This is a genomic window from Rhodoferax sp. ZS1R8, assembly GCF_056521325.1.
This window is the reverse complement of sequence record NZ_JBWMBA010000194.1, coordinates 1-1,051: the sequence shown is the minus strand read 5'-3', so window position 1 is coordinate 1,051 and position 1,051 is coordinate 1. Positions and strand designations below refer to the sequence as shown.

2 protein-coding genes are annotated in these 1,051 nt (G+C 63.3%); both read left to right on the top strand.

What is annotated here, in order from left to right; translation table 11 throughout:
* Positions 1-235: hypothetical protein (locus tag AC097P_RS24940; protein ID WP_479613096.1), on the top strand; the 235-nt coding region annotated here is incomplete at its 5' end.
* Positions 236-1,051 (top strand): AraC family transcriptional regulator (locus tag AC097P_RS24935; RefSeq protein ID WP_479613095.1); only part of this gene is annotated, 816 nt, incomplete at its 3' end.

The window sequence follows — 1,051 nt, the reverse complement described above, 5'->3', positions numbered from 1 at the left end:
CGTGGCGCCCGATGCGCCGGTGCCCGCGGGCATGGTGCGGGTGGTGGTGCCGGCCTCACCACGCGCTGTGTTTGCTGTGGAGAAGGGACGGTTTGACCTGGTGGGTGCCGCCTGGCAAACCATCTGGCAGCGCAGCGACCTGGTCAAGACCTTCATTGCAGAATACGAGCAGTACCATGCCAATGGGGACATTACCGTCTCCATCGGCCTCAGTACAACAAACCCCAACGCATGAATGAACAAAAGCCATAGCTGGACCGACTACCAGGAGCGCCTGAGCCGGGTCACCGCCTACATCCACGACCACTTGGCCGAAGAGTTGGACCTGAACAAGCTGGCGCGAGTGGCGCACCTGTCGCCCTTCCACTGGCACCGTGTTTACCAGGCGCTGTATGGCGAGAGTATTGCCCACACCGTGCGGCGCCTGCGGCTGGCGCGGGGCACGGGTTACCTGGCCAACACCACGCTGCCGGTGGAGCAGGTGGCGCGCAAATGCGGTTACCCCAATGCCCAGTCTTTTACCCGCGCCTTCACCGCCCTGTATGGCATGAGCCCCACACGCTACCGTGCCGAGGGCAGCCATGTGGCGTTTCGGCAGGCGCTGGCTGCGGGTGATGTAAGTTTGGATGCTTACACGGTGGAGGTGCGCTTTGTTCCCACTGTGCAACTGGCTGGCATTGCGCACCGCGGCCCCTACATGCAAGTCGGCAAGGCGTTCGAGGTGGCCTTTACCCGCATGGCGGCACAAGGTCTGGCCCGGTCTGACATGCGCTGGATGGCCGTGTATTACGACGACCCGTTTGCAGTGCCCGAGGCGCAGTTGCAATCCCGCGAGGGCCTGAGTTTGCCGTCAGACTGCGGAGCACCCCATCCGCCGCTGGAACCCTTTACGCTGGGTGGTACTTGGTGTGCTGTGTTGCGCCACCAGGGGCCGTATGCGACCATGCGGTCCGCCTACCAGTGGCTCTACGGACATTGGTTGGTGCAGTCCGGTTTTGAGGCGGCCGAAAGCCCGGTGTTTGAGGACTACCTGAACAACCCGCGCGACACG